Raw genomic sequence first — 21,249 nt, 5'->3', positions numbered from 1 at the left:
GCAGCTGACCAGGAGATGAACCGGGCGGCATGGGTGGAAATCCGTCTAGGCTGAGCGGGTTACAGCCGTCTCACTGCCGTACGCCGTCCCCGCGGTCGCACGTCGTCCCGGCGGTCGTACGTCGTCCAAGGCGCCCCTAGGAGAAACAGGCCCATGTCAGACAGCTCCCCCCTGCCCCCGGCGCGGCTCGCGTCCGAAGCGGAGCTGGCGCGCGACGCGCTGACCACCCCGGTGCTGTCCCGGGCCGCCCGGCTCGCCCGCTGGGCCGGCCCCGACACCCGCGTCGACGCCGGCGGCGGTCTGGCCGACGCACAGCTCCCGGCCGCCGCCGAGGTGCTCGGGCTCACCGGCGACGACGCCGCGGCCCTCGCCAGCGAGGCATGGCGGGTCGCCGTCGACACCGGGCTCGTCGAGATCGTCGACGAGGAGGCCGGCACCGTCGCCGCGGGCGCGGAGCTCGCCCTGCTCACCTCCGGCTCCCCGCACGACGTCCTCACCGTCTGGCAGGACGCCCTGGAGACCCTGCTCGCCGACGCGAGCGTGCCCGACCTCGACGACCTGGTCGACGCGCTCGACGAGGGCGGCACCGTCGACTTCTCCCAGCTCGACTGGGACCCGCAGGCCGAGGCCGACTTCCTCGACGGCGTGCTCGCCAACCTCTATCTGCTCACCGTCAGCGAGGACGGCCCCGGCGAGGCGCCCGTACCGCTGCCCGCGCTCGCCGCCTCCGCCATCGTCCCCAGCGACATGGGCGAACCCACCGACGACGTCCTGGAACAGGTCTCCGACGCGATGATGCGCCTCGACGACCAGTTCCGGACCCTCGCCCCCGTCGGACTGGTGGAGTACCGGCCGGTCGACGAGGCGCTGATGGCCGACATCGACGACACCGACCCGGCGGTGGCCGCCGAGCAGCTGGACGACACCGACGTCTCCCGCTACGGCATGGTCCGGCTCACCCCGCTCGGCCTGTACGGGCTGCGCAACCGGCTGCTGGAGGCGGGACACGGCGCGCCGGCCGTCGGAGAACTCGCCGACAAGGGCGCCGACGCGCTCCTCGACGGCACCGCCGCCTTCGGGCCGCGGGCCGCGCAGGCCGAGACCGAGCAGTGGCTGGCCCGCCGCGCGCCCCTGGACGCGGCCCGCGAACTGCTCGCCGCCGCCCGCGGCGCCGACGCCGACGGGCCGCTGCGCCGGCTGCGCTGCCAGCAGGCGCTGTCCCTGGTCGGCCTGGAGGCCGAGGCCGCGCTGCGTGAGGTGCTCGACGACCCCGAGCTGGGCGGCCTCGCCCGCGTCTGGCTGACCGAGCGCGGCGCGCCGGACGTGCCGCCGCCGTCCGAGGCGATGGTGCTCTGGCTGACCATCGACACCGTCGCCGCGCAGCTCGCCGCCGAGGGCAACTCCGAGGAGCTGCGGGCGCTCGTGGCCGGGCTCGCCGAGCAGCACAGCGGGTTCTTCACGGCCGCCTGGCGCGTCGGCCATCCGGCCACGGCGGACGTGCTGGAGGCCATGGGCCGGCTGCACCCGGACAAGAAGGTCGCCAAGGAAGCCCGGAAGGCCGCGTTCAAGGCCCGTTCCCAGCAAGGGAACTGACGCCGCGTTAATGGCTCGCCCGTGAGGCCGGCGCCCTCCTAGAGTGAGAACTCGGGGGGCGCCGCGGAAAGCCGGTGCCCCCGGTGGGGGAGCGGCGGCGGCATTCGGATCCGGCCTGTTTCGTCCGGCCCGGAAAGTGTGCAGCCAATTCCGTCGCCGACGCGTCTCTCCCAGCGAAACGACTGCGAATTCGGGGGAATTCATCATGGCGTACATCGCTGGAATCGATCGCACCTTCGTCGGCCCGGGTCAGGGCCTCGCTCCGTGCTCCGGGGCGGCTGCCGCGGTGGACGACACCAGGTGGCCCAAGCGGGTCTGAGCCCGTGCGGCCGGGGACCCCGGCCGGTCACGGACCAGGGGGCGGGACACCCCCTAGGATGCGGAGACGGTCCCCGGTCCGTGAGGAGCATCCGACATGTCGCAGCCTGGAGCGGGCGGCCGGCCGACCGGCCGGGAGGGGACCGCCGCCGTGCCGAAGCGGGCCGACGCCCGCCGCAACCATCAGCGGCTGCTCCAGGTGGCGGCCGAGCTCTTCGCCGAACACGGCGAGGGAGCGTCACTGGACGAGATCGCCAAGCGGGCCGGGGTGGGCTCGGGAACGCTCTACCGGCACTTCCCGACCCGCCGGGCGCTGCTGGAGGCGGCCTACGTCGACCGCGTCGAGGCGCTCGCGGCCCGCGCCGACGAGATCGCCGGACGGCTGCCGCCGGGTGAGGCGCTCGCGGAGTGGATGCGGGAACTCGCCCTCGGCACCATCCGCATCCGCGGACTGCGGGCGCTGCTGGGGGCCGCCGTCACCGAGGGCGGTACGGCGGCCACCGTCTGCGGCACCACGCTGCTCGGCGCGGCCGAGCGGCTGGTCGAGGCGGCCCGGCGGGAGGGAACCCTGCGCCGGGACGTCGAGCCGCTGGACGTCCTGCGACTGGCCCATGGGCTGGCCACCGCCTCGGATCTCGCCGAGCGCGAGGAGGAACTGGTCGGGCGGTACGTGGGCCTGCTGAGCGAAGGGCTGCGGCCGCGGGGGTGAGGGGGTGGGGAGCCGGGCTCACTTGCGGGCGGGTTCCCTGCGGGCGTCCTGAGGGGTGCTGGGTGGCTCTCGTGTGGGCCGCCTCCTGCGGGGCGCTGGGGCGGCTCCGCTGTGGGTCGGCCTCCCGCGGGGCTGGGGTGACTCTCCTGCGGGCGGGTCCTCTGGGTTGCTGGGTGACTCCGCCGAGGGGCGCGTTCTGTGGGGCGCATCCCGCGGGGCGGGCGGTTCTCGTGGTGGGCGGCTGCTTTCGTGGAGGTGTTTCGCGCGAGGGGCGCCCCCCGGAGGGGCGCCCTTCTCGTGCGTGCGCCTAGAGGGCCTGGGCGGCCGGCTTGACCATGTTGCGGACGGTGCGGGCCTTCACGAAGTCGCCCATCGCCGTCATCTCCCACTCGCCGGAGAACTGGCGGATCAGCTTGGCCATCATCACGCCGGTCTGCGGTTCGGCGTTGGTGAGGTCGAAGCGGACCAGCTCCTCGCCGGTCGCGGCGTCCATCAGCCGGCAGTACGCCTTGGCGACCTCGGTGAACTTCTGGCCGGAGAAGGAGTTCACGGTGAAGACCAGGCCGGTGACCTCCTGCGGCAGCCGTCCGAGGTCGACGGTGATCACCTCGTCGTCGCCGCCGCCCTCACCGGTGAGGTTGTCGCCGGAGTGACGGATCGCGCCGCCCACGATGGTCAGCTTGCCGAAGTAGCAGCTGTCGATGTGGTTGCGCTGCGGGCCGTAGGCGATGACCGACGCGTCGAGGTCGATGTCCCGGCCGCGGTACGCCGGCTCCCAGCCGAGGCCCATCTTGACCTGGGACAGCAGCGGGCGGCCGCCCTTGACCAGGGACACCGTCTGGTTCTTCTGGAGGCTGACGCGGCCCTTGTCGAGGTTGATCTTCCCGGCGCCGGGGGCGGCCGCGGGAGGGGCGGGAGGCGCGGCGGGGGCCTGCGGGGCGGGCGGTGTGCTCAGCGGCGGGGCCGGCGGGGCGACCGGGGGCTGCATGGCGGGGGCCGGGGGCGCGGCCGGCTGGGCCGGGGCCGCCGGTTCCTCCACCGAGACGCCGAAGTCCGTGGCGATGCCGGCCAGGCCGTTGGCGTAGCCCTGGCCGACCGCGCGGGCCTTCCACTGGCCGTTGCGCAGGTAGATCTCGACGATCACCAGGGCCGTCTCGGTGCCGAGCTGCGGCGGGGTGAAGGTCGCCAGGACGCTGTTGTCGTCGGCGTTGCGGATGGTGGCCGTCGGCTCGATGCCCTGGAAGGTCTGGCCGGCCGCGTCAGGGCTCGCGGTGACGACGATCTTCTCGATGCCCGGGGGGAGGGCGGCGGTGTCGACCGTGATCGCGTCGGGGGCGGTGCCGCCGCCGGAGCGGTACGTCACGCCGGGGCCGGCCGGCTGGTTGTAGAAGATGAAGTCGTCGTCGGAGCGCACCTTGCCGTCGGCGGTGAGCAGCAGGCCCGAGACGTCCAGCCGCACCGGGGCGGTGACGTCGACCGTCACGCGGGGGGCGGTCAGGGGGATGTTCGAGCCGGGGGTCATAGCTGTCATGCCCGGTGAACGAGCGAGAGGGTTTTGCCGTTCCCTTACCCGGGGGCCGATCGGGTCAGCGGTGGTTGCGGGGGTGGTTGCGGGCGGTGCGTTCGTTGCCGCGCTTGTAGTTGCCGGTCCAGCGGGCCATGGTCAGCTGGGGGTTCCCGGTGACCTCCTGGAGGAAGCGGGCGGCTCGGGCGCCGCGCAGGGTGGTGGCGGGGCGTCCGTGGTGGGTGATCTGGACGGTGCCGTCCTGTCCGGTCGTGTAGGCGAAGCCTTGAGGGGTGGGCATGGCGGGAGCGTAGGGGACGTGGCGGCAGGGGCCTACCGGTTTTCCCCCGCCGCCCCTTCCCGTGACGTGGGGCCGGTCGGTCAGTGCGGCCAGATCGGGGGGTCCGTGACGAAGTGGCCGCCCAGGTAGGCGTGGTCCTCGTTGACGGGGTCCAGGTCGCCCTGCTCGGCGATGAGTTTCTCGGCGTAGGGCTCGGAGTCGTCCTGGGGGTCGTAGCCGAGGGCGCGGGCGGTGGTGAGGTCCCACCACAGGCGGGTGTTGGCGGAGGAGCCGTGGACGATCGTGTGGCCGACGTTCTCGGCGGTGAGGGCCGCGTGGAAGAGGCGGGCGCCGTCGGCGGGGCTCATCCAGAGGGAGAGCATGCGCACGCTGGTCGGCTCCGGGAAGCAGGAGCCGATGCGGACCGAGACGGTCTCCAGGCCGTGCTTGTCCCAGTAGAACTGGGCGAGGTCCTCGCCGAACGCCTTGGACAGGCCGTAGAAGGTGTCGGGGCGGTGCGGGGTCTCGATCGGGATGAGCGGGTCGTCGCCCCGCGGGCAGGGGGTGAAGCCCACCGCGTGGTTGGAGGAGGCGAAGACGATCCGGCCGACGCCCTCCTCGCGGGCGGCCTCGTAGAGGTGGTAGGTGCCCTCGATGTTCGCCTTGAGGATCTTGTCGAAGGAGGCTTCCAGGGAGATGCCCGCGAGATGGATGATCGCGTCGACGCCCCGGACGGCCTCGCGCACGGCGTCCCGGTCGGCGAGGTCCGCGACGATCGCCTCCGGCGCGTCCTCGATCGGGCGCAGGTCCATCAGCCGCAGGTCGTAGCCGTAGGCAGGGAGCAGGCCCCGCATGAGGGTGCCGAGGCCGCCGGCGGCGCCGGTGAGCAGGACGGTGCGAGGCACTGGCATCCTCGGTTCTCCTTGGGGTCGACGGCCGTATGGCTGCACGGTATTCACATCCATGGACAAGCTAGGGATCATCGACGCGCCTCGTCAAGGGTGGCGTAAGCTGCGTTCATAACCATAAACTTCGGTCAGGAATCTGTACGGCTTGCACTGACCGCCTCTTACCAGGGAGAGCCTGTGACGCCTGCCGACCTCGCCGCTCGCCTCGGCATCCCCAGCGGGCCGCTGTTCTTCCCCGTCACGGCCTACGGTCCCGACGGCGCCGTCGCCCTCGACGTCTACCGCGCGCACGTCCGCGCCGGTGTCGAGGCCGGTGCCGCCGCCGTGTTCGCCTGCTGCGGCACCGGCGAGTTCCACGCGCTCACGCCCGAGGAGTACGCCGTGTGCGTCCGGGCCGCGGTGGAGGAGACCGCCGGGCGGGTGCCCGTCGTGGCCGGCGCCGGGTACGGGACCGCGCTCGCCGTCCGGTACGCGCGGCTCGCCGCCGAGGCCGGGGCGGACGGGCTGCTCGCCATGCCGCCGTACCTCGTGGTCGCCGGGCAGAAAGGGCTGCTGCGGCACTACCGGGAGATCGCGGGCGCCACGCCCCTGCCCGTCGTCGTCTACCAGCGGGACAACGCCGTGTTCACCCCGGAGACGGTCGTCGAGCTGGCCCGCACGGAAGGGATCATCGGGCTCAAGGACGGGCTCGGGGACCTCGATCTGATGCAGCGGATCGTGAGCGCGGTGCGGGAGGAGGCGGCGGGGGACTTCCTGTACTTCAACGGGCTGCCGACGGCCGAGCAGACGCAGCTCGCCTACCGGGGCATCGGGGTTCCGCTGTACTCCTCCGCCGTGTTCTGCTTCGCCCCGGAGATCGCCCAGGCGTTCCACCGTGCGCTCCGCGTGGGCGACGAGGAGGTCCTGCGGCGGCTGCTGGACGGGTTCTTCCGGCCCTTCGTCGAACTGCGCGCCCAGGGGCGCGGATACGCCGTCTCGCTCGTCAAGGCCGGGGTACGGCTGAGGGGGCTGGACGTGGGGGAGGTGCGGCCGCCGTTGCAGGAGCCGACGGGGGAACACGTGGGGCGGCTCGCGGAGTTGATCGAGCGGGGGTACGCGCTGGTGAAGGAGGAGGGCGCGTGACGGGGCCGGCGGCCGGGGGCGAGGGGCGCGTGGAGGTGTCCGGGGCCGGGGGCGAGAGGCGGGTGAGGGCGTCGACTGCTGAGGGGGAGGGGCGTGTGAAGGCTTCGGATACTGAGGCAGAGGGGCAGATGAAGGCGTCGGATGCTGAGGCAGAGGGGCGGGTGAAGGCTTCGGCTTTCGTCTATCCCTGGGACGTCAACGGGGACCCGGAGGCGCCCGGGTGGATCGCCGGGCTCGGGGTCGGGCAGGTCACGCTCGCCTCCGCGTACCACTCGACGCGGGCCCTGACGCCCCGGCACCCGCGCCACCGGGTCGTCACCGCCGAGCACGCCGCCGTGCTGTATCCCCCCGGCGACCGGTGGGAGGGGCGCGCGCTGCGGCCCCACCCCGCCGGGGACTGGGCGCCCGGCGACGCCTTCGGCGAGGCCGCGGCCGCGCTGTCCGACGCGGGCCTGGAGGTGCACAGCTGGGTCGTCCTCGCGCACAACTCCCGGCTCGGGGCGGAGCATCCGGGGACGTCCGTCGTCAACGCCTACGGCGACCGCTACCCGTGGGCCCCCTGTATCGCCCAGCCCGCCACCCGCGCGTACCTCGTCGATCTCGCCGCCGAGGCCGCCGTACGGCCCGGTGCGGCCGGTACGGAGCTGGAGTCCCTCGGCTGGTACGGGCTCGCGCATCTGCACGCGCACGACAAGACCGGCGGCGTCGGGCTCGGGGACGCCGGTCAGTACCTGATGTCCCTGTGCTTCTGCGGCGACTGCCGCGACGGGTACGCCGGGCGCGGGCTGGACCCGGACGCCCTGGCCGCCCGGGTGCGGGAGGCGCTGGAACCGGTGTGGCGGGGAGCGCCCTCCGACGGGGGCTGGGCCGGGGTCGTGAAACTCCTCGGGGAGACCGAGGCGCAGGGCACGCGCGCGTGGCGCGACGAGACCGCGCGGACCCTTCAGGAGACGGCCGTCGCGGCCGTCCGGGCCGCCGCGCCCGAGGGGTTCCAGGTCCTGCTGCACGCCGACCCCGTGTCCTACCACTGCGGCGCCAACGCCGGCGTCGACCCCGGGCATGTGCTGCGGGTCGCCGACGGGGTCGTCGTGCCGTGCACGGAGGGGGCCGGACTGCTGACGCCGTTCGTCGAGCAGGGGGTGGAGGGGGCGGTCGTCGCCGCCAACTTCACCGTCGTCGCGGGGATGGGCGGCCGGCCGGCCGGGCTCGCCGGTGACCTGGCGCGGGCGCGAGCGGCGGGGGCGAACGAGATCCGGCTGTATCACGCCGGGTTGGCGTCCGACGGGGACCTCGACGCGGTGCGCCGGGCGATCAGAGGGCTCTGAGACAGGGCCCCCAGCAGGGTCAGGCCCAGGGCCACGAGAAGCGGGCCGAGGGGGAGCACTCCGACGAGCGCGGCCCCCGCGGCCAGGCCGACCACGTTCGGGGCGAACATCAGCGTGCTCGCCGTCGCCGACACACGGCCGAGCAGGGCGTCCGGGGTCTCCCGCTGCACCATGGTGAACGCGGCGATCAGCGCACAGGGCAGGCCCGCGCCGGTGGCCGCCGCGGCGGCCAGTGCGACGGGGTCGGACGGGATCGCGCGCGCGGCGACGGCCGTCGCGGTGAGGGCGATGCCGGCCGCGGCGAAGCGGTGCGGGCCGAGTCGGCGCAGGGCCCGGCCGGAGACGAGGCCGGTGAGGACCGTGCCGGCGCCCTGGGCCGCGGCGAGGGTGCCGGCGTAGGCGGGGGTGTGGCCCAGGGACTCCACGACCGCGTACGTCAGGGCGCCGTTGACGCCGGCGATCAGCATGGTGAAGCCGGCGGCGAGGGTGAGGTGGCGGAGGTCCGGGTGCTCGCGTAGGTGGCGGGTGCCTTCTTTGAGCTGGGTGCGCCAGGGGGAGTCGGGGGCGGAGCTGGTGGGCCTGGTGGAGCTGGGTGAGCTGGCTGAGCTGGGGGAGGTGGGGGACTTGGGGGAGCTGGGGGAGCTAGGGGCTGCCGTCGGGTGGGGGTGTGCTGTGCGTGGGTGGGGTGGCGTCGTGCGTAGTGCGGCGTAGAGCGCCGCGGCCAGGATGAAGCTCGCCGTGTCGAGGAGGGCGACCGCCTCTGCGCCGTGTGCGGTGTACAGCGCCGCTCCGGCCAGGGGCGCCAGGAGTTTCATGCCCTCGTTCGCCGTCATGCGCAGGCCGTTGAAGTCGCCGAGGAGGGCTGGGGGGAGGGTGCCGGCGACCAGGGCCGACTCGGCCGCGTCGGTGACCACCCCTGCGGCGCCGTAGAGGGTCAGGACGGTGAAGAGGAGCCACAGGTCGGACGGGGTGTCGATGGTGAGGAGGGTGAGCAGGAGCGCGCCCAGGAGCAGGTTGGTGACGATCAGCAGGGGCTTGCGGGGGAGGCGGTCGGCGAGGGTGCCGAGGGCGGGGCCGGCGAGGGTGGGGGCCCACATCGCGAGCATGCACAGGGCGGCGAGGGTGTCGGAGCCGGTGAGTTCCTTGGTCCAGATCGCCGAGGTCAGCCAGAGGGCCGAGGTGCCGAAGCCGGAGATCACCACGGCGGTGAGGAAGAGGCTCGCGTCTCGGTGCTTGAGGACGGTCACGGTGGTGGTGGCGGTCATGCCTGGTGATCGTGGGGCTGAGGCGGGGGTGGGGGGATCGGGCAGATGCCCTAGATCGGGGGTGCCTTGGGGTGGGGGCGATGAGTTTTCGGGGTGCTGACGGTCTCTTCTCCGGAGTGGCTTTTCCGGAGGAGTGGATGAGTGGATGAGTGACATGACGGTTGTCGATCTCGGACCGCAGGCTCGGGTCGTGGCGCGGCTGGTGGGCGGGGTGCGGGACGAGCAGTTGGCGGGGCGGACGCCCTGTCCCGAGTACGCGGTGCGGAACATGCTGGGGCATCTGTACGGGCTGTCGGTGGCCTTTCGGGACGCCGCGGGCAAGAAGCTGGGCGTGACGACCGATACCCCTCCGGGGGATGTCGTGCCGGACGTCGGGGACGGGTGGCGGGAGGAGGTGCCGCGTGTGCTGGAGGAACTGGCCGCGGCGTGGCGGGATCCCGCGGCGTGGACGGGGATGACGCGGGCGGGGGGTGTGGATCTGCCGGGGGAGGTGGCGGGGTTGGTCGCCGTGGACGAGCTGGTCATCCATGGGTGGGATCTTGCGCGGGCGACGGGGCAGTCGTACGAGCCGGACGCGGGGGCGTTGGGGGCGGCCTACGAATTTCTGCGGGCCTCCGCGGAGGAGGGCGGCGGTGAGGTGTTCGGGCCGGTGGTGGCGGTGGGGGACGATGCGTCGTTGCTCGATCGGGCGGTGGGGCTGAGCGGGCGGTCGCCCGGGTGGCGGCCGTAGGGGGCTGAGGTCTGGCGCCTGCGGCGGCCTGCTGGTGTCCGGTGGGGGCGGGCGTAGCGCTGCCGGGTGGGTTGTGGGTCGGGGCCGCGCCGGGGGGTGTCCGTCCTCGGTCCGGCGGTTCTGTCGGGACTTAGGGTGGCTGCCTGACGGACGCCGGCCGCTGCGGGCGGACACCCCCCGGCACGTCCCCTTCCCGCCGTCGGCGGCTGACCGACGCACGCGGTGGGTGGTGCCTCGTCGCCGTGGGCGGCTGACCGGGCCCACCGGCTGTGCCTGCTTCTCGCCGTCGGCGGCTGGCCGGCGCCCACGGTGTGTGGTGCGTTCTCGCCGTGGGCGGCTGGCCGGCGCCCACGGTGTGTGGTGCGTTCTCGCCGTGGGCGGCTGACCGACGCCCACCGTGCGTGGTGGCTTCTCGCCGTCGGCGGCTTTCCGGGCCCACGGTGTGTGGTGTGCGTTCTTGCCGTGGGCGGCTGGCCGGCGCCCATGGGCGTGAGGGCTTCTCGTCGCGGGCGGGTGCGGGTGGTCCTTTCTGGCGCCGGGCAGGTGTACGTAGTCAGGGGCCGCGGGGAACTGCGCGACCAGCCCACGACCACCCGCAGTCGCGTACGACGAGAACGACCCCGTCGGGATGGCGCCGCCCGCCCCGGCCGGTGGAACCGTACGCTCCCGGCATGCCTCTCAGCCTCACTGTTCTCGGTACCGCCTCGCCGCACCCGGAGCCGGGCCGGCCCTGTTCCGGATATCTGTTGCGTGGGGGTGGGGCGGAGGTGTGGGTGGACGCCGGGTTCGGGACGTTCGCGGAGTTGCGGAGGCATACGGACCCGGCGCGGTTGACGGCGATCTGGATCTCGCATCTGCACGCGGACCACTGTGCGGATCTGCTGGCTGCCTTCTATGCGTACGCCTATGGCGGGGTCACGCCGGCCGGGCCGGTTCCGGTGTACGCGCCCGAGGGGTGCGACCGCAGGATCGCGGGGTTCCTCGGGCGGGCGGACGTGGATTTCCTGAGGGGCGTGCTGGACTTTCGGACGCTGTACGACGGGCATTCCGTGCGGCACTGGAATCTGACGCTGACCGCGCGGGCGGTGGCGCACGACGTGGAGGCGTACGGGCTGCGGGCGGAGTGCCAGGGGAGCGTGCTGGCGTACTCGGGGGACAGCGGGCCGTGCGACGCGCTGGGCGAGTTGGCGCGGGGGGCGGATGTGTTTCTGTGCGAGGCGGATGTGGACTCCGCTCGCGAAGGCGAACGGCAGGTGCATCTGACGCCGGAGGACGCCGGCGCGTGGGCGAAGGGTGCGGGCGAGCTGGTGATCACGCATGTGGGGCCCTCGTTGACGCGGGAGGCGGCGAGGGAGCGGGCCGCTGCGGTGTTCGGCGGGCCGACCTCGCTGGCGGTGGAGGGCGAGAGCCGGACGGTCTGACGTTTGTTTTGTCAGAAGCATTGACGAAACACGGGTGCGCTTCTAGCTTCATCGCGTCGTACTTCGTACGTCATATATGAGACGCGATACGTCAGATCCGAGAGGCGCGCATGACCTCTGTGCCCACGCCGATCCCCTCGCGCACGCAGTTCGTGCTGGAGGAGATCAAACGCCGCATTCTCACCGGGCAGTTGACGCCTGGCCAGGCGCTCGTCGAGACCGAGCTCGCCGCGCAGTTCGGGGTGTCGAAGACCCCGGTGCGGGAGGCGCTCAAGACGCTGGCCGGGACCGGGCTGGTGGTGATGAGCCAGTACAAGGGCGTCACGGTGCGCATGGTCGACGCGGACATGGCGCGCGAGGTGTACGACGTACGGCTGCTGCTGGAGCCGGAGGCGCTGCGGCGGGCCGTGCTGCGCGGGGCGTCGCTGGACGCGGCGCGGGACGCGCTGGAGCGGGCCGACGCGGCCGACGACACCGCAGAACGGTCGCTGGCGAACCGGGAGTTCCATCGGGCGCTGTATCTGCCGTGCGGCAATCCGCTGCTCGGGCGGCTGCTCGACGAGGTGCGCGACCAGGCCGCTCTGGTGTCGGCCGTGGCGTGGGCCTCCTCTCCCTCGTGGGAGCGCGAGGCCGACGAGCACCGGGAGATTCTGCGTCTCGCGTCGGAGGGCGACGCCGACGGCGCCGCGCGTGCGCTGCACGACCACATCGCGTCCTTCGTGCTACGGGCCTACCCGGCATCGGCCGAGGCCCAGGGAGAGGACGGTCAGGCATGACAACGACGTTCGAGACCCAGCGGGCCGCCCTGGCCGACGTGGTCGCGATCCCGGTGACCCCGTTCGCCGAGGACGGCTCCGTCGACCAGGGCACCTATCGGGCTCTGCTGCGTCGGCTCCTGGACGGGGGTGTCAGGACCCTCACTCCCAATGGCAACACCGGGGAGTTCTACGCCCTCACCCCCGAGGAGCGCCGGCTCGTCACCGAGCTGACCATGGAGGAGGGCGGGGATCGGGCCGTGGTGCTGGTGGGCGTCGGGCATGACGTGCCCACGGCCGTCGCCTCCGCGCGGCACGCTCGGGAGGTGGGGGCGGCGATGGTGATGGTGCATCAGCCCGTGCATCCGTATGTCTCGCAGAACGGGTGGGTCGACTACCACCGCGCCATCGCCGAGGCCGTGCCCGAGCTGGGCGTCGTGCCGTACATCCGCAATCCGCGGCTGGAGGGGGCGCGGCTGGCCGAGCTGGCCGATGCCTGTCCGAACGTGGTGGGCGTGAAGTACGCCGTCGCCGATGCCGCTCGGTTCGCCGGGTTCGCGCGGGACGCGGGGCTTGAGCGGTTCGTGTGGGTGGCCGGGCTGGCCGAGCCGTACGCGCCCTCGTATTTCTCGGCGGGCGCGACCGGGTTCACCTCCGGGCTGGTGAATGTCGCTCCCGCTGTCTCGCTGAACATGCTGGAGGCGCTGCGGGCCGGTGACTACGCGGCCGCCATGAAGGTGTGGGAGCAGATCCGGCGCTTCGAGGAGCTGCGGGCCGCCGACGCCTCCGCCAACAACGTCACCGTGGTGAAGGAGGCCCTGGCCTCGCTGGGGCTGTGCCGCCGGGAGGTGCGTCCGCCCAGCCGGCCGTTGCCGGAGGGGGAGCGGGCCGAGGTCGCCGCCATCGCTTCCGGGTGGTCCATATGAAGCGGCCGGAGGAGCTACGCAGTCATCAGTGGTACGGGACCGACGGGTTGCGGTCGTTCTCGCACCGGGCGCGGACCCGGCAGCTCGGGTATCTGCCCGAGGAGCATCTCGGCAAGCCGGTCATCGCGATTCTCAACACGTGGTCCGACATCAATCCCTGCCATGTGCATCTGCGGGACCGTGCGCAGGCCGTGAAGCGGGGTGTGTGGCAGGCCGGCGGGTTTCCGCTGGAGTTTCCCGTGTCGACGCTGAGCGAGACCTTCCAGAAGCCGACGCCGATGCTCTACCGGAACATGCTCGCCATGGAGACCGAGGAGCTGCTGCGGTCCTATCCGGTGGACGGGGCCGTGCTGATGGGCGGGTGCGACAAGTCCACGCCCGCGCTGCTCATGGGGGCGGCCTCGGCCGATCTGCCCGCGGTCTTCGTGCCCGCGGGGCCGATGCTTCCCGGGCACTGGCGCAACGAGGTGCTCGGCTCCGGTACGGACATGTGGAAGTACTGGGACGACCGGCGGGCCGGGCTCATCGGCGACTGCGAGATGGCGGAGCTGGAGAACGGGCTCGCCCGGTCCCCCGGGCACTGCATGACCATGGGGACCGCCTCCACGCTCACCGCCGCCGCCGAGGCGCTCGGGGTCACCGTGCCGGGGGCGTCCAGCATTCCGGCCGTCGACTCCGGGCACGACCGGATGGCCGCCAGGGCCGGGATGGTCGCGGTGGAGCTGGTGCGCAAGGACCGGCGGCTCTCCCAGGTGCTCACGCGGGAGGCGTTCGAGGACGCCGTCACGACCGTGCTGGGGCTCGGCGGGTCCACCAACGCCGTGATCCATCTGATCGCCATGGCGGGGCGGGCCGGGGTGCGGCTGACGCTGGACGACTTCGACCGGATCGCGCGGACCGTGCCGGTGCTGGCCAATGTGCGGCCCGGCGGACAGACGTATCTGATGGAGGACTTCCACTTCGCCGGCGGGCTGCCCGGGTTCCTGTCCCGGATCCCTGATCTGCTGCATCTGGACCGGCCGACCGTCTCGTACGACAGCCTGCGCGAGCAGATCGCCGGTGCTCAGGTGCACAACGACGATGTGATCCGGCTGCGGAGCGACCCCGTCGCGCGCGAGGGCGGCGTGGCGGTGCTGCGCGGGAATCTGTGTCCGGACGGTGCTGTCATCAAGCACATCGCCGCCGAGCCGCGGTTGCTGAAGCACACCGGGCCCGCCGTGGTCTTCGACGACTACAGGACCATGCAGCGCACCATCAACGACCCTGGACTGGGCATCACCGCCGACAGTGTGCTGGTGCTGCGCAACGCCGGGCCCAAGGGCGGGCCGGGCATGCCGGAGTACGGGATGCTGCCCATCCCCGACCACCTGCTGAAGCAGGGGGTGCGGGACATGGTGCGGATCTCCGACGCGCGGATGAGCGGGACCAGTTACGGGGCGTGCGTCCTGCATGTGGCGCCCGAGTCGTACATCGGGGGGCCGCTCGCGCTGGTCAGGACCGGCGATCCCATCACCCTCGACGTCGAGGCCCGGTCCCTTCATCTCCATGTCGACGACGAGGAGTTGGCGCGTCGGCGCGCCGAGTGGACGCCGCCGCCCGCGCGGTACGAGCGGGGCTACGGCTTCCTCTACGACCAGCAGATCACCCAGGCGGACACCGGCTGCGACTTCGAGTTCCTCGCGCGACCCGGCAGGGTGCAGGACCCCTACGCGGGCTGATTTTTTCTTGGCCGAAATGTCGAACAGCAACCGGCAAGCGCTTCACACGCACACGAACGGAGAACAGTCATGGCCCAAGCCGCAGCCGTGGCGAAACCGCCCGCGCCACCGAGGCGGCGCCGTGCCTCCGCCACGCCGCGCAGGCTTCCCTATCTGCTGATCGCGCCGGCGGCCCTGCTGATGCTGGGCTTCATCGCGTACCCGGTGATCAGCGTCTTCTACTACAGCCTGCAGAACTACAACCCCACCAAGCCCTGGCGGAACGGATACGCGGGCTTCGACAACTTCGTCCACCTCTTCACCGACGACCCGCTGTTCTGGTCCACGCTCACCTTCAGCGCCAAGTGGGTGTTCGTCGAGGTCGGGCTGCAACTGCTGTTCGGTCTCGCGCTCGCGCTGATCGTCAACCAGACGTTCGTGGGGCGGGCCGTGGGCCGCGCCCTGGTCTTCTCGCCCTGGGCCGTGTCGGGCGTGCTGACCTCGGCGATCTGGGTGCTGCTCTACAACTCCCAGACCGGCATCACCCGTTACCTCGCCGACCTCGGCATCGGCTCCTACGGCACCAGCTGGCTGTCGGACACCTCGACGGTGTTCCCGGCGGCGATCGTCGCCGACCTGTGGCGCGGGGTGCCGTTCTTCGCGATCCTCATCCTCGCCGACCTCCAGTCCGTCTCCAAGGACCTCTACGAGGCCGCCGAGGTCGACGGGGCCGGCCGGCTCCAGCAGTTCTGGCACATCACGCTGCCCCATCTGAAGGACGCGATCATCCTCTCCACGCTGCTGCGCGCGGTGTGGGAGTTCAACAACGTCGACCTGCTCTACACGCTGACCGGCGGCGGACCGGCGGGCGAGACCACGACCCTGCCGCTCTACATCGCCAACACCAGCGTCGAATCCCATGACTTCGGATACGCGTCCGCGCTGACCACGGTGGCGTTCGTGATCCTGCTCTTCTGCTCGATCGTCTATCTGCGGCTGAGCAAGTTCGGAGGTACGGACAAGTGACGGTCAAGGAGGCCCTACCCGAGACCCGGGTGGTCGTGCAGCAGCGCCCGCCGGCCGCCCAACGCGGCAGAGAGCGTTCCTGGGACGAGGTTCCCCGCTGGCAGATCTATGTGCCGCTGTCGATCTACCTGGTGTTCACGCTCATCCCCTTCTACTGGATCCTGCTGTTCGCCGTCCGGCCGTCCGGCTCGACCTCGCTGCTGCCCTGGCCGATGACCGGCGAGCACTTCGAGAAGGTGTGGACCGAGCGGTCCTTCGGTACGTACTTCCAGAACAGCCTGCTCGTCGGCCTCGCCACGCTGGTGATGACGACGATCGTGGCCCTGGCCGGCGGCTATGCCCTCGCCCGGTTCGACTTCAAGGTCAAGCGGGCGTTCATGCTGGCCCTGCTGTGCTCCCAGTTCGTGCCGGGCGCGCTGCTGCTCGTGCCGCTGTTCGAGATCTTCGCCGAGCTCCGGATGATCAACTCGCTGAGCAGCGTGATCATCGCCGAGACGGTGTTCCAGCTGCCGCTGTCGATGATCCTGATCAGCAACTTCATCAAGAACGTGCCGTACTCCCTGGAGGAGGCCGCCTGGGTCGACGGCTGCAACCGGTTCACGTCCTTCCGGATCATCGTGCTGCCGCTGCTGCGGCCCGGTCTGATCGCCGTCGGTTCCTTCGCCTTCGTGCACTCCTGGAACCACTTCCTGTTCGCCCTGATGTTCCTCAACAACCCCGACAAGCAGACCATCCCGGTCGGCCTCAACACCCTGATGAGCGCCGACAGCGTGGACCTCGGGGCGCTGGCGGCGGGCGGCATCATCGCGGCCGTACCGGTCGTGCTCGTGTTCGCCTTCATCCAGAAGTGGCTCATCACCGGCTTCAGCGCGGGGGCGGTGAAGGGGTGAGGAAGCAGCGACTGATCGTGCCGCTCGCTCTCCTGGCGGTGCTCTCCGTCCCCGCCCACGCCGAGGAGCGCGACATCGGCCGGGACGTCCTGGCCGCGCACGACGGCTGGGCGGCCCACGGCTCCGGTACGACGGGCGGGGCCGCCGCCGACGACGCGCATGTGTTCACCGTGACCGACCGGGCCGGGCTGGTACGCGCCCTCGACGGGGGCAGCGACACCCCGAAGATCATCCGGGTCGCCGGGACCATCGACGCCAACACGGACGACCGGGGCCGCCGGATCGACTGCGCGGACTACGCCACCGACGGCTACGGCCTGAAGAAGTACCTCACCGCCTACGACCCCCGCACCTGGGGCTCCGCCCGACCCGGCGGGCCCCAGGAGGAGGCCCGGCAGGCGTCGGCCGCTCGGCAGGCCGAGCGGGTCGTGCTGCGCGTCGGCTCCCACACCACGATCGTGGGGGTGGGCGACGACGCCGTGATCAAGGGCGCCAGTCTCCAGGTCCGGAACGCGGACAACGTCATCGTCCGCAACCTCGAACTGCGCGACGCCTACGACTGCTTCCCCGTCTGGCAGCCCAACAGCGGCGGCCTCGGCGACTGGAAGACGGCCTACGACAACCTCTGGCTGGCCGGCGCCACCCATGTCTGGGTCGACCATGTGACCTTCAGCGACCAGGGACACCCCGACGAGGACGAGCCGACCCACTTCGGCCGCACCTACCTGCGCCACGACGGCCTGCTGGACATCACCCACGCCTCCGACCTGATCACCGTCTCCTGGAGCCGGTTCGCCGACCACGACAAGGCCATGCTGATCGGCAACGGCGACACGGCCGTCGCCGACCGGGGCAGACTCCGGGTCACCCTGCACCACAACGCGTTCGAGTCCGTCGTCCAGCGCGCCCCGCGCGTGCGCTTCGGACAGGTGCACCTCTACAACAACCGCTATGTCGTCCCCGAGGACGCCCACGACTACCGCTACTCGATCGGCGTGAGCACCGAGTCGGCCGTGTACGCGGAGAACAACGCGTTCACCGTGCCGGGCCACGTGGAGGCCGCCGACCTGGTCAAGAGCTGGAACGGCAGCGCCTTCTTCCAGCGCGGGAGTCTGTTCAACGGCTATCCGGTGGACCTGCTGGCCATCCACAACGCCTACAACTCCGGCAGCGAACGCGACCTGACCGCCGACGTCGGCTGGACACCCGCGCTGCACGGGCCGATCGACAGCGCCGCCGCGGCCGACCGGGCCGTACGCGAGGGCGCGGGCGCCGGGAGGATCCCATGACCGTACCCATCGTGCTGGCGGGCGCGCGCGGACACGGCCGCTGGCATGTCCGCAACATCGGGCGACTCCAGGACAAGGGACTCGTCCGGCTCGTCGGCATCTGCGAGCTGACCCCGCTCACCGAGGAGGAGTACGGCGGTGAACTCCCCGCCCAGTCCGCCGACCTCGGCGCGCTGCTCGACGCCACCGGCGCCCGCGTCGCCGTCGTCTGCACGCCGATCCCGACCCACACCGACCTGGCGCTGGCCGCCGCCCGCAGGGGTGTGCACCTGCTGCTGGAGAAGCCGCCCGCGCCGTCGTACGCCGAGTTCCGGCGCATGGCGGACGGCGTGGCGGCGCAGGGCGTCGCCTGCCAGGTGGGGTTCCAGTCGCTCGGCTCGCACGCCGTGCCCGCGATCCGTGAGCTGATCGCCGGCGGGGCGATCGGCGAGGTCGTCGGGTACGGCGGCGCGGGGGCCTGGGTGCGGGACGAGGACTACTTCCGCCGGGCGCCCTGGGCCGGCAGGCGGCGCCTGAACGGCGTCGACGTGATCGACGGGGCGCTCACCAACCCCCTCGCGCACGCCGTCGCCACCGCCCTGGCGCTGGCCGGTGCCGGACGCGCCGAGGACGTCACCGCGGTCGAGACCGAGCTGTGGCACGCCAACGCCATCGAGGCCGACGACACCTCCTGCGTCCGTGTCACCACGGCTCAGGGCCGCCCGGTCGTCGTCGCCGCGACCCTGTGCGCCGAGCGGGCCGACGAGCCGTACGTCCTGGTGCACGGCAGCCGCGGCCGGATCACCTTCTGGTACAAGCAGGACCGCGTGCTGCTCCAGCGCGCCGGCCACGGCCCGGAGGAGTTCGAGTACGGCCGTACGGACCTGCTGGAGAACCTGGTCGCGCATCTGACGTCCGGCGCCGACCTGCTCGTCCCGCCGGACGCCACCGGCGCCTTCATGAAGGTCGTCGAGGCGGTCCGCCGGGCCCCCGACCCGGCCCCGCTGCCCGAGTCGGCCTGGCGGCGGCTGCCCGCCGAGCGGCGCCGGGTCGTGCCCGGCGTCGACGGCCTGGTCGCGGCCTGCGCCGACACCCTCGCCCTGTACTCCGAGCTGGGCGCCCCCTGGGCGGTCCCGGCCCGAACCCAGGAGGTGAGCGCCCGATGACCGAGTCCCCGGTCCTGCGGGTCGCGGGCCGCCCCGTGGGCCGCTACGTCACCCGCCCCGAACTGCCCGCCCGGCTCTCGCCGCGCCCCTATCTGCACCCCGTCACCACCCTCGCCGGCACGGCCGTCACCGAGCTGAGCCCTGCCGACCACCTCCACCACCTCGGCGTCGGTGTCGCCGTTCCCGACGTCGAGGGGTCCAACTTCTGGGGCGGCCGCACCTTCGTGCGCGGCCAGGGCCCGACGGAGCTGGACAACCACGGCGCCCAGCGGCACCTCTCCTTCCAGCTGCGCGACCCCGACGGGTTCGTGGAGGAGCTGCGCTGGGTGGCCGACGGCGGCGAGCTGTTGCGCGAGCGCCGTACCGTGGCGGCCACCGAACTGACCGACACGGCCTGGGCGTTGGACTTCACCTTCGCTCTGACCAACACCACCGCGCAGCAGCTCACCATCGGCAGCCCGGCCACCAATGGACGGCCCGGCGCGGCCTACGGCGGCTTCTTCTGGCGGGCCCGCAAGGAGGCCGAGGCGCCCAGGGTGTTCACCCCGGACGCCGAGGGCGAGGCCGAGGCGCACGGCCGCACCGCCGACTGGCTGGCCCTGGCCGGCAGCACCTGGACGCTGGTCCTCGCCGGCGCCACCGACGCCACCCGCCGCGACCCCTGGTTCGTGCGCACCGCCGAGTACCCCGGCGTCGGCTCCTCCCTCGCCCACACCGAGCGCGTTTCGATCGCCCCCGGCGACACCCTCGTCCGCCGGGTCGTCACCGTCGTCGCCGACGGCCGCCTCGACCGCACCCGAGCCGCGGCCCTGATCCGCAAGGCGGTCGCCCCGTGACGTACACCAACCCGATCCTGAACGCCGACTGGTCCGACCCGGACGTGCTGCGCGTCGGCGACGACTTCTACCTCACCGCCTCCAGCTTCGGCCGCGTCCCCGGACTGCCCCTGCTGCACTCCCGCGACCTGGTCAACTGGACGCTCGTCGGTCACGCCCTCGAACGCCTCGAACCCGCCGAGGAGTTCGCGCGGCCGCGGCACGACTGCGGGGTCTGGGCCCCCTCGCTCAGGCATCACGACGACCGCTACTGGATCTTCTGGGGCGACCCCGACCGGGGCATCTTCCAGATCAACGCCCCCGAGATCAGGGGACCCTGGACCCGACCGCACCTGCTGAAGGAGGGCAAGGGCCTGATCGACCCCTGCCCGCTGTGGGACGAGGAGACCGGCGACGCCTACCTGGTGCACGCCTGGGCCAAGTCCCGCTCGGGCGTCAAGAACCGGCTCACCGGGCACCGGATGCGCCCCGACGCCACCGGACTGCTCGACGAGGGCACCGTGATCGTGGACGCCGACCGCATCCCCGGCTGGTTCACCCTCGAAGGGCCCAAGCTGTACAGACACGACGGCTGGTTCTGGATCCTCGCCCCCGCCGGCGGTGTGGAGACCGGCTGGCAGGGCGCCTTCCGCTCACGCGGGTTCTTCGGGCCCTACGAGGAGAAGGTCGTCCTCGAGCAGAAGGACACCGACGTCAACGGCCCCCACCAGGGGGGCTGGGTGCGCACGCCCTGCGGTGAGGACTGGTTCGTGCACTTCCAGCAGCGCGGCGCGTACGGCAGGGTCGTCCACCTCCAGCCGATGCGCTGGGACGCGGACGGCTGGCCCGTGATGGGCGACGACGGCGCCCCCGTCGCCGTGCACAAGCTGCCCGACCTGCCGCCGCAGCCGCCCGCCGCGCCCGCCACCGACGACGACTTCCCCGGCGGGCGGTTCGGCCGCCAGTGGCAGTGGACCGCCAACCCCCGTGCCGGCTGGACCACCCAGCACTCGGGCGACGGGCTGCGGGCGGTCTGCGTCCGCTCGGCCGACGCGCACGACCTGCGCAGGCTGCCGAACGTCCTGACCCAGCGGCTGCCGGGCATGCCCTGCACGGTCGAGGTCGGGCTGCGTCTGGACGGCGGGGAGCCGGGGGCGCGGGCCGGGCTCGCGGTGCTCGGGGACGCGTTCTCGTGGATCGGGCTGGAGCGGGGGGCCGACGGGACGGTCCGGTTGGTGCACCGGTTCGCCGAGGGCGTCGCCGAGCGGGAACGGGACGCCGCGCATCCGCGGGTCGCGCCCGAGGGCGGGGTGCGGCTGCGGATCGAGATCGGCGCCGGGGCCCGCTGCCGGTTCGCCGCGGACCTCGGGGACGGCTGGACGCCGTCCGGGCAGGTCTTCGCGGCCACTCCCTGGCGCTGGGTCGGTGCGCTGCTCGGCCTGGTCGCCGTGGCACCGGAGGGTGCCGGTCACGCGGGCACGGCCACCTTCACCCGCTTCAGGATCACGCCCGCCTGAGTCCCCCTGTTCGT

Annotated in this window: 19 protein-coding genes; 15 read left to right on the top strand and 4 right to left on the bottom strand. The window is 72.6% G+C overall.

Features of this window, described 5'->3' with window-relative positions:
• Positions 1 to 153: 153 nt before the first annotated feature.
• Positions 154 to 1,593: a hypothetical protein gene (locus ACSU6M_RS08055; protein WP_437068264.1), complete on the top strand. Its 1,440-nt coding sequence runs from the start codon at positions 154 to 156 to the stop codon at positions 1,591 to 1,593.
• 415 nt (positions 1,594 to 2,008) lie between these two features.
• Positions 2,009 to 2,620: a TetR/AcrR family transcriptional regulator gene (locus ACSU6M_RS08050; RefSeq protein ID WP_437068262.1), complete on the top strand. Its 612-nt coding sequence runs from the start codon at positions 2,009 to 2,011 to the stop codon at positions 2,618 to 2,620.
• A gap of 307 nt (positions 2,621 to 2,927) precedes the next feature.
• Here the strand turns inward: ACSU6M_RS08050 and ACSU6M_RS08045 are convergent, their stop codons facing one another.
• The 3 genes from ACSU6M_RS08045 to ACSU6M_RS08035 form a co-directional block, all read right to left on the bottom strand.
• Complete coding sequence (locus ACSU6M_RS08045) at positions 2,928 to 4,142, bottom strand: TerD family protein (protein ID WP_437075046.1); 1,215 nt, start codon at positions 4,140 to 4,142, stop codon at positions 2,928 to 2,930.
• Between the two features lie 64 nt (positions 4,143 to 4,206).
• Complete coding sequence (locus ACSU6M_RS08040; protein ID WP_437068260.1) at positions 4,207 to 4,425, bottom strand: hypothetical protein; 219 nt, start codon at positions 4,423 to 4,425, stop codon at positions 4,207 to 4,209.
• An 80-nt stretch (positions 4,426 to 4,505) separates the two neighbouring features.
• The gene (locus ACSU6M_RS08035; RefSeq protein ID WP_437068259.1) at positions 4,506 to 5,315 is read right to left on the bottom strand and encodes an NAD-dependent epimerase/dehydratase family protein; all 810 of its coding nucleotides are present in this window, start codon (positions 5,313 to 5,315) and stop codon (positions 4,506 to 4,508) included.
• A gap of 174 nt (positions 5,316 to 5,489) precedes the next feature.
• Between ACSU6M_RS08035 and ACSU6M_RS08030 the strand changes: the two genes are divergently transcribed.
• Entirely contained in the window at positions 5,490 to 6,434 is a 945-nt protein-coding gene (locus ACSU6M_RS08030) for a 5-dehydro-4-deoxyglucarate dehydratase (protein WP_437068257.1), read from the top strand.
• A gap of 161 nt (positions 6,435 to 6,595) precedes the next feature.
• Entirely contained in the window at positions 6,596 to 7,759 is a 1,164-nt protein-coding gene (locus ACSU6M_RS08025; RefSeq protein WP_437068255.1) for a hypothetical protein, read from the top strand.
• On the opposite strand, the gene ACSU6M_RS08020 is transcribed toward ACSU6M_RS08025, so the two are convergent.
• Positions 7,696 to 9,024, bottom strand: coding sequence for an MFS transporter (locus ACSU6M_RS08020; protein ID WP_437068253.1), 1,329 nt, complete (start codon positions 9,022 to 9,024; stop codon positions 7,696 to 7,698). The genes ACSU6M_RS08025 and ACSU6M_RS08020 overlap by 64 nt on opposite strands.
• A gap of 154 nt (positions 9,025 to 9,178) precedes the next feature.
• Between ACSU6M_RS08020 and ACSU6M_RS08015 the strand changes: the two genes are divergently transcribed.
• The 11 genes from ACSU6M_RS08015 (at position 9,179) to ACSU6M_RS07965 (ending at position 21,235) form a co-directional block, all read left to right on the top strand.
• Positions 9,179 to 9,754: a TIGR03086 family metal-binding protein gene (locus ACSU6M_RS08015; RefSeq protein WP_437068251.1), complete on the top strand. Its 576-nt coding sequence runs from the start codon at positions 9,179 to 9,181 to the stop codon at positions 9,752 to 9,754.
• A 671-nt stretch (positions 9,755 to 10,425) separates the two neighbouring features.
• The gene (locus tag ACSU6M_RS08010; protein ID WP_437068249.1) at positions 10,426 to 11,175 is read left to right on the top strand and encodes an MBL fold metallo-hydrolase; all 750 of its coding nucleotides are present in this window, start codon (positions 10,426 to 10,428) and stop codon (positions 11,173 to 11,175) included.
• A gap of 110 nt (positions 11,176 to 11,285) precedes the next feature.
• Positions 11,286 to 11,951, top strand: a complete 666-nt coding sequence (locus tag ACSU6M_RS08005) for a GntR family transcriptional regulator (protein WP_437068247.1) — start codon at positions 11,286 to 11,288, stop codon at positions 11,949 to 11,951.
• Positions 11,948 to 12,856: a dihydrodipicolinate synthase family protein gene (locus ACSU6M_RS08000; protein WP_437068245.1), complete on the top strand. Its 909-nt coding sequence runs from the start codon at positions 11,948 to 11,950 to the stop codon at positions 12,854 to 12,856. The genes ACSU6M_RS08005 and ACSU6M_RS08000 overlap by 4 nt, the downstream gene beginning before the upstream one ends.
• Entirely contained in the window at positions 12,853 to 14,574 is a 1,722-nt protein-coding gene (gene araD / locus ACSU6M_RS07995; protein ID WP_437068243.1) for an L-arabinonate dehydratase, read from the top strand. The genes ACSU6M_RS08000 and araD overlap by 4 nt, the downstream gene beginning before the upstream one ends.
• Before the next feature lie 69 nt (positions 14,575 to 14,643).
• Positions 14,644 to 15,579: a carbohydrate ABC transporter permease gene (locus ACSU6M_RS07990; protein ID WP_437068241.1), complete on the top strand. Its 936-nt coding sequence runs from the start codon at positions 14,644 to 14,646 to the stop codon at positions 15,577 to 15,579.
• Positions 15,576 to 16,469, top strand: a complete 894-nt coding sequence (locus ACSU6M_RS07985; protein ID WP_437068240.1) for a carbohydrate ABC transporter permease — start codon at positions 15,576 to 15,578, stop codon at positions 16,467 to 16,469. Before ACSU6M_RS07990 ends, ACSU6M_RS07985 begins: the two co-directional genes overlap by 4 nt.
• Positions 16,466 to 17,758, top strand: coding sequence for a pectate lyase family protein (locus tag ACSU6M_RS07980; protein ID WP_437068238.1), 1,293 nt, complete (start codon positions 16,466 to 16,468; stop codon positions 17,756 to 17,758). Before ACSU6M_RS07985 ends, ACSU6M_RS07980 begins: the two co-directional genes overlap by 4 nt.
• A complete protein-coding gene (locus ACSU6M_RS07975; protein ID WP_437068236.1) occupies positions 17,755 to 18,903 on the top strand; it encodes a Gfo/Idh/MocA family protein in 1,149 nt (382 codons plus the stop codon). Before ACSU6M_RS07980 ends, ACSU6M_RS07975 begins: the two co-directional genes overlap by 4 nt.
• Positions 18,900 to 19,739, top strand: a complete 840-nt coding sequence (locus ACSU6M_RS07970) for a PmoA family protein (protein ID WP_437068234.1) — start codon at positions 18,900 to 18,902, stop codon at positions 19,737 to 19,739. The genes ACSU6M_RS07975 and ACSU6M_RS07970 overlap by 4 nt, the downstream gene beginning before the upstream one ends.
• Positions 19,736 to 21,235 (top strand): family 43 glycosylhydrolase, encoded by a 1,500-nt coding sequence (locus ACSU6M_RS07965; RefSeq protein ID WP_437068232.1) that lies wholly within the window; start codon positions 19,736 to 19,738, stop codon positions 21,233 to 21,235. The genes ACSU6M_RS07970 and ACSU6M_RS07965 overlap by 4 nt, the downstream gene beginning before the upstream one ends.
• Positions 21,236 to 21,249: the final 14 nt, after the last annotated feature.

The sequence above is a fragment of the Streptomyces sp. enrichment culture genome (assembly GCF_964272895.1).
Lineage (GTDB): Bacteria > Actinomycetota > Actinomycetes > Streptomycetales > Streptomycetaceae > Streptomyces.
The sequence above is the reverse complement of the archived record's forward strand: the minus strand, read 5'-3'. Positions and strand labels throughout refer to the sequence as shown.